We start from the raw sequence: 6910 nt of genomic DNA, 5'->3' as shown, positions 1-6910 counted from the left end.
CACACAAGCTGGTGATCCGGGGCGGCTATGGGATATTCACCGATACAGGATTCAGCCGGTCCCCCGGCGCTGTCCTCGCCTATGGTCCGCCGCCGTACGGACAAGCGCCAACGGTTTTCGACATCCAGGGATATACAACTCCGCGTACCGGACTTCTGGGTCCCACCGGCTTCCGGGCGTTTCCGATGGAGGGCATACGCCCGAAAATCCATCAGTTCAATTTAACGATTGAACGCGAATTGCCGGGAAACAATATCGTGAGCGTCGCCTATGTCGGATCGAGGAGCAGGGACCTGGACCGCGACTCCGATATCAACCAGATTCCGCTGAATGCCGGTACGAAGAACGTTCCGGCGCTGGCTGGGACTACCGGATGCGACGCGGCCGGAAACTGCGCTGCCGGTGGGATTCATCACGCGCACGGTGAGTTGATTCGGCATGCCCAAAAACAACGTGGAATCTTCGACCACAAACGCGATGCCTTCACGCTGCCGGATGACGATGAAATCGCCTTCTCTTCTGAATTGCCCCGGATTGCCGTTCAATTCCAACGTTTTTGTTTCCGGCGCCCAAATTCTCAATCGGCCAAAACGAATCGGCGCGGTGACGGAAAGCTTTTCGCCCTGCCACGCGCATTCAAATTGTTCGAGAGGAAGTGTTGCAGAAAACAGCATCGTGCTTTCCGATTCCATCTCTTTCAGATTGAAGCCGGCGAGCAGCACGGGCTTGCCGTTTTCCCGGCGCAACAGCGAGTAGCGCGATTGTTCGACGTCCGCATATAAAACATCCTCGCCGGTCTCGCGGCGCACGCGATAGGTGTTGGGAGCGGCATCTTTCTCAAAAGCGGCGACGCTTGGCGTCTGCGCATACGCTTGAATCAAATGCGCAAAGCGCGTGACGTCTGTGACGCGGCGGCTCATGAGCATGGGCACGGGCTTTTGATCGCGGGCCATCTGTTTATAGGAGCCGCCGATGGGCGGCGCCATCGCTTGAAAGACTTCGGTGCCCGGCTCGCCGATGGCCTGCACCTGCATGCCTCTGCCGTCCGGCAACACAAAATTCCCGCGCCACGCCTCTCCGGTTTTCCCCGCATAGATTTCTTCGAATTGATCATAGCCGGGGATGCCGGGCGGATGGCCGAACAAATCCAGGGGCTGTTTTTTTAAATCGATGCCAGAGAGAGTCAATTTCCCGAAACTATGAAGCGGCCAATCCATGATGCGTTTTTCCGGGCATGCAACATCAAAGAGATCGATGAAGTAATCTCCCACCTGCAGCAGCGTGCGCGTGAGTTTGGCTCCGCCATATGCGGTGACGCTGCCGCCCGAGGCCACTTGCAAACCCGGCAGTGCGCCGAAAAATTTGCCATAGCCGTTCGTCCACGTCTGCGAGGTTTGATTTAACACCACGGTGTTGTGCGCGATGCTCTGGCGGTACCAAAGCTGCAAATTGGGATTGAAGTAAGATTCGTTCAGCGGATCGAGAATCCAATTATCGCCGAGGGCATAATAACCCATTTGTAAACGATCGGGATGGCCGTGCTCGCCGCCCATGATGCCGTAATCGAGATAAAGATAACGGCGCTCGCGCCCATCGCCGTTGCGCAAAATCGCAAAGCCGTTGCCCTTGAGATCAAAGCTCTGTTCCGGATAAATGCTGGTGGTATCTTTGGGAAAGGGCAGGTCCGGCACGAGATTGAACAGGCTGATGGGCGCACGCTTGCTGCCCAAACCGGAATCCTCTCCGACCACTTGTGTGCCGCGTTTGACTTCGGTGAGATGAAGCAGCGCAAGATACTTTGGCTCTTTGTAGAGCGCATAGCCGATTTCATAAAACGGGGCATATTCGAGAATATTGCCGCCGCCGCTGTCTTTGATGCGCGGGAATTCATAATTCGGTTTGATCAATTCAAAGGGCACGTCGAACATTTTTTTCATCGTGCGCCCGGCGATTTTGCGTTGATACAAATTGATGCCGTTGTGCCGCGCCATTTCCGCGAGATGAATCATGCCGTGCAACGCAACATAATGATACCCCGGGCCTTCGGCATAGAATCCGCTTTCCGGCAGCGCCGAGCCGAGTTGCCAATCAAAACCGTATTGCCCCTTGATGGCAAAGTCGATCAGCTCGGGATCGTTGTACAAAAAGCCGACCGCCGCAGAAACGTTGTTGTACCACAGTTGGCGATTGGAGGCGGATTCCGGAAATTGCTGGGTGATCTTGGCGAGCGGATAAAAGAGTTTGTCTTTGAGTTTTTGGTGATCAGCGTGCGTGAAGCCTTTATAGTTGTAAATCAGGTCATAACCGTACGCCATGTCCACGCCCCAAAAGGATTCCGAAAGCGTGCCGAAAAAAAGATGCGCCGGACCGAGAATGGTGTTGGTGGTAGGATTCTTCAAATATATATCGGCGAACTGCATGAGCATCTCGCGGCCAGCCTCGGCGTACTTCTCCTCGCCGTGCAATTGATACAGCGTCCCCATCCACACCAGGTAGCCTGCGAGTTTGCGATTGTACCAGCCCGACCAGGCGGAGTCAAATTTTTCCCCACGATGCACTTCGGTGGTGTCGGCCGAACAGCGGTGATCGTGCGGCCGAAAGAGTTCGTATTTCAACTCCACGTCATGCTTGGGACACGTGTACATTTTATATTGATATGTTTGCTTGATCGGCGAAACGTAAATGGGACGGCGCTTGAGAAAGCGGTCGATTTCAGCCTGATTTTGATCGATGAGCTTGCGATACCAAGTGTGTTGCTGATACCAGCGCTTTGCCTGTGCGACGTCTTTGGCATCGGCCAACAGGCGCGGATGGGAAGATTGGGCCATGAGTGATCCGAAAGTGAGGAGGAGAAGAAGCAGTAACCACGACGTTTTTTGAAAATGTAGAAGCCGCATGAGGTGTCCTTTGCAAGGTTTGTTCGCGCGAAAATATCTAAACATCCCGGTAGAATTGAGCCTGGCGCTGCGAATTCATATGATGATCCCGAAAATACGCATGAAAAATCATAAAACGCCACTGGTAATCGTTAAAATCCAAACTCACGCAATTGACCGGCGTTGAAAATTTCTTGGATGACTGGGGCATCAGCCGCCCAGTTGATGACGCCGAGAAACAGACGAAACCCGTCCGAGTTGTGTCCGACGCCCATTTTGAAATAGGCCACCAGCCAGCGATCGTCGTTGCGTTTAACGACTTCCATAGCGGTGAGGCCCTTGCCAATTGGCCGGGGCTGTTGTTCGAGCCAATGCGCGGGATCGTCGGAAATCACATACGACCAGTGCTCGATATGCCCACCAAAGAAGAGCAAGTATTTGCCGTGCAACTCTTGCACGTTACACGATTCGGGATGCGTCAGATCTTTTTCAATGTATGCCGGGCCGCGATCCTGCCAGTCAATAAGGTTTTTTGAAACCGCGCGCGCGATGCAGGCCTTGCCGGTTCGCGTCACTGCGGTGTAATAGAGCCAATACTCATCGTGATGTTTGATCACGTGCGGATCGCGGCATGCTGCGCCTTTTTCCGTGGGACAAAAAGCCCAATCGTATTCTTCCGGACGAATCACCGGCTGCTGCCCCACGCGTTCCCAGGTAAACAAGTCTTTTGAAGTGGCGATGCCAATACGTTGCGTGTTTTCTAGTGTCACGCCGGTATAAAACATCCAATAGGCGTCGTTTGCTGCTATCACGAACGGCGCAAACACATGGCCGTTGTCCCAGCCGTGGGGATCAATATAAAAACAAGGCTCATATGTTTGCCAGGTTTGAAAATTCTTCGTCGTCGCGTGTCCGAACCAAATTTCATTTCCCGGCAGGCAACAACTCACATTGGGCACACCGGCAATGTGAAAGAGATGATAGATGCCTTCGTTTTCGATCAAACAAAAATCTTTGAGATAAAAACCGCGCGGGACATAGCCCGTTTTAATCCAATCTTCTTGATACTCGCGCTGACTGTTGACGGCATCGAGATAGCATTCATAGTCGAGATTGCGAATGGTCATGAGCTTGCCGTGATTTGTTTATTGCCACAATACACATTATGGTTTCCGCGCCAGGAACAGATCGCGGCCATAGGAATCGCGAATAATCTCTGGCGTGAAGCCTGTTTCACTCAATAAACGCAGCCACTCGGCGCGCGGGAAAAGCCCGCAGATATGTTGATCATAAACGATCTGTACGGGGCGATCGCCGTCGCGCAGCAGATAGGCAAAATCGGTATAATAGAACGTATCCGCTTCGTCCGGATCATACGTCCATTCCAGATATCGAATGGCGCGGCCCTCGCCATCATAGCCGTCGTGGCTCGTCGACGGCGCAAAGGTCTCGCGGAGATGATCGGGGACGAGCAAAGCCAGGCCTCCGGCTTTACAATGCACGAAAGCCGTCTGCATCGCTTGTTGGAGATCGCCGACGGTGATCATGTGATCGATGGCATCATGAATGAAAACCGCATCGAACTCACGGCCCAGCCGCAGTGTGCGCATGTCGCCCTCCACATGTTCACATTCCGGATTGCGGCTGCGGCTCACTGCCAACATTTGCGGGGACATGTCGGACAGCGTTACGCGGGCAAAATTCTTCTTGAGATAAAAAGCGTTGCTGCCGCCGCCGCATCCCAATTCGAGCAGCGAGGGTGAGCCCGGCAATCCGGCGCTGGCCAGCGTCTGCCAAAAAAATGCGGCTTCTTCGGCGTAATCTTCCAGCGGCGAAATCAAAGGCCACCACGCCGCCAGTTCATGATACATTTTTTGCATAAGCGAATCGTTGCAGATTAATCCTAAAAATCAGGCGAGGGTTGGGCTGCTTTGAATGGTTGCAATCATCTGTTGTATCTGTTGCGGCCCTTCAACAACGCCGAGCCGCAGCAGCGTTTCGCAAGTTTCTCCCGGCGCGAGCATGCGCAAGGTGCCGCGTTTGCGTTCTGCATCGCGGCCCATGACCAGGCAATTCGCCGGCTCAATGCCAAGAACATAAGTTCCCGAACCCATTTGCTTCCATTGAATCAATTCGGGCAATTCTTTTTGGCGATAAGAAACATAACCCGCCAATTGCAGATCGTCATTGACCAGCATGATCGTAACAAAACCGTCTTTGGTAGGAATCATGTCGTGAAAGAAAACTTGCTCGGCATAACCCGCTTGCGGCGAATCCATTAGGAGATGTGTCGTGAGTCCCGGCAGGGCTGCCTCGTCACGCGGGCGTGAGACTTTGCTTTTCATCACGAGCCGGCTGCCTTCTGCCAGCAGCGGAAAACCAAAGTTGCAATGATAAAGCAGCATGAAGGGCGCTTCACGATCACCGAGATTTTCAACAGTATCGGTAATTTGCAGCGCGCTTTCGCCCAAGCGTGTGGTCAGTCGCCGCGTCAATTGCAGATTAAATCCAAAAACAGAAGTTTCACGCAGCACTGCTTCCAGGCAAAGCTCGTATTCCTCTCCAAGCCAGCGGCCGCCGCAACGAAGCAATTGTGCAGGTAAATTGGAGACGCGGCCGTGCAGGCCATAATCGCCCAATTCGTCGCGGCCGGGAGAACCAACATTGGTCAAGCCGCAAGTATTCAACCAGCCGCCGTGAAAATTGCGCAGCCAGCCTGTGCCTTCGGGTTCGTAAAAGGAGGGGGAGGTAATGCCGCCCGCAGATTGCCACGCCAGCGGTACACCTTTGTAGCTGGCCCCGTGAATGTCCAGGCCGCGATCGAGCAACACGGTGAATGCAAAGCCCGAACCGGTTTTGAATTCGGCGAGGCGCACGCCGCGGCCGGGACCGTCAATCAACTCGCAAAAGCGCACTTCGGCGAGTTGGCGAATGTCGCCGATATAACGCAGTAATTCTGCGCGTGTCCAGTTTTTATTGAAGAGAGAGGGCATGGGCTCAAAGGGGTGAAGTCTGACTTGCGTGTGAGCCGCTTTTAATCCAAAACTCTCGTTGCGCAAGTCAGGCTTCGCTATTTCACTCAGGATATTCATTGCACAAATAGTACAACGGCGGTTCATCTTCTTCGATTTGGGGAAAGCGGCCGATGGGTGCGAGAAAGCGATTATCCTTGGCATCGTCGTTTACGCGCGAAACTTCGCCGATCAACACCATACCCTTGCCCGCAGCGGCGTAAAACTGATGGTACATGCGCGGCGGCAAGGTGATGCTCTCGCCCGGTTGCAACACGATTCTGCTTTGTGCCGGCACGGTGCGGCGAATGCCGTCCGTCAGCACAGTAACCGGGGAATCGGCCAGTTGTTCATCTGCGGCAGCATTGCAAACTTCGATTATCAATTCGCCGCCGCCGCGATTGATGATGTCTTCCATCTTGTGCCAATGAAAATGCCAGGGCGTCACCTGCGCTTCGCGCGCGATCATGATTTTTTCGCAGTAATCTTTGCCATTTGCCTCGCCCGGCTCGCCGTTGCGCACGGTGAATACAAGCAGCCCGATTTCGTGAAATCTGCCCGAGCCGAAATCCGTCACATCCCAGCCGAGTTTGTTATGGATGATTTCTTGCGCGTCGAGACGGTGCGTTTGCCATTCTTCCTTTGACCAGAAAGCCCAGGGCGGCAAATGAAAATGATGTTGTTTGAAAAAGGCGGCGGCCTCGCGTTGCAGCGCGTTGATTTCGGAACGTTTCATAGCCTGTTTTCCCAATTCAAATCATACAATCAAAAATTAAACATGCAACCCCAAATCGGTATAAAGTTGGCAAGACAAATAATGCACAGAGGAAATTTGGCGCGAATCCATTGACTGCGAATGAACGCAAATTATCGCAAATCGGTAATTGATGTGTTTTGGTGGTTCCGGGGGAAATGAGTCATGCACTGTTATGCTGAAAAATTTATCACTTTCTGCCCTGTCATCCCACAGGGAGCTTGTGAAGTTTTAGGCTCAGTGCCGGGTACTTCACAAGATTCTTGCAG

Annotated in this window: 5 protein-coding genes; all 5 read right to left on the bottom strand. The window is 53.3% G+C overall.

Annotation, left to right across the window (positions count from 1 at the left end; genetic code table 11):
* Window positions 1-221 precede the first annotated feature (221 nt).
* Window positions 222-2942: an alginate lyase family protein gene (locus tag FBQ85_01805; protein MDL1873899.1), complete on the bottom strand. Its 2721-nt coding sequence runs from the start codon at window positions 2940-2942 to the stop codon at window positions 222-224.
* 86 nt (window positions 2943-3028) lie between these two features.
* Window positions 3029-4003 (bottom strand): hypothetical protein, encoded by a 975-nt coding sequence (locus FBQ85_01800; GenBank protein MDL1873898.1) that lies wholly within the window; start codon window positions 4001-4003, stop codon window positions 3029-3031.
* A gap of 36 nt (window positions 4004-4039) precedes the next feature.
* Window positions 4040-4756 (bottom strand): class I SAM-dependent methyltransferase, encoded by a 717-nt coding sequence (locus FBQ85_01795; GenBank protein ID MDL1873897.1) that lies wholly within the window; start codon window positions 4754-4756, stop codon window positions 4040-4042.
* Between the two features lie 30 nt (window positions 4757-4786).
* The gene (locus tag FBQ85_01790; GenBank protein ID MDL1873896.1) at window positions 4787-6052 is read right to left on the bottom strand and encodes a DUF4432 family protein; all 1266 of its coding nucleotides are present in this window, start codon (window positions 6050-6052) and stop codon (window positions 4787-4789) included.
* A complete protein-coding gene (locus FBQ85_01785; GenBank protein MDL1873895.1) occupies window positions 5952-6623 on the bottom strand; it encodes a D-lyxose/D-mannose family sugar isomerase in 672 nt (223 codons plus the stop codon). The genes FBQ85_01790 and FBQ85_01785 overlap by 101 nt, the downstream gene beginning before the upstream one ends.
* Window positions 6624-6910: the final 287 nt, after the last annotated feature.

The sequence above is a fragment of the Cytophagia bacterium CHB2 genome, from assembly GCA_030263535.1.
Lineage (GTDB): Bacteria > Zhuqueibacterota > Zhuqueibacteria > Zhuqueibacterales > Zhuqueibacteraceae > Coneutiohabitans.
The sequence above is the reverse complement of the archived record's forward strand: the minus strand, read 5'-3'. Positions and strand labels throughout refer to the sequence as shown.

Coding starts and splice junctions, on each gene's coding strand:
- FBQ85_01805 (MDL1873899.1), bottom strand. CDS start 2,942: ATGTTTAGATATTTTCGCGCGAACAAACCTTGCAAAGGACACCTCATG.
- FBQ85_01785 (MDL1873895.1), bottom strand. CDS start 6,623: ATGAAACGTTCCGAAATCAACGCGCTGCAACGCGAGGCCGCCGCCTTT.
- FBQ85_01790 (MDL1873896.1), bottom strand. CDS start 6,052: ATGCCAAGGATAATCGCTTTCTCGCACCCATCGGCCGCTTTCCCCAAA.
- FBQ85_01800 (MDL1873898.1), bottom strand. CDS start 4,003: ATGACCATTCGCAATCTCGACTATGAATGCTATCTCGATGCCGTCAAC.
- FBQ85_01795 (MDL1873897.1), bottom strand. CDS start 4,756: ATGCAAAAAATGTATCATGAACTGGCGGCGTGGTGGCCTTTGATTTCG.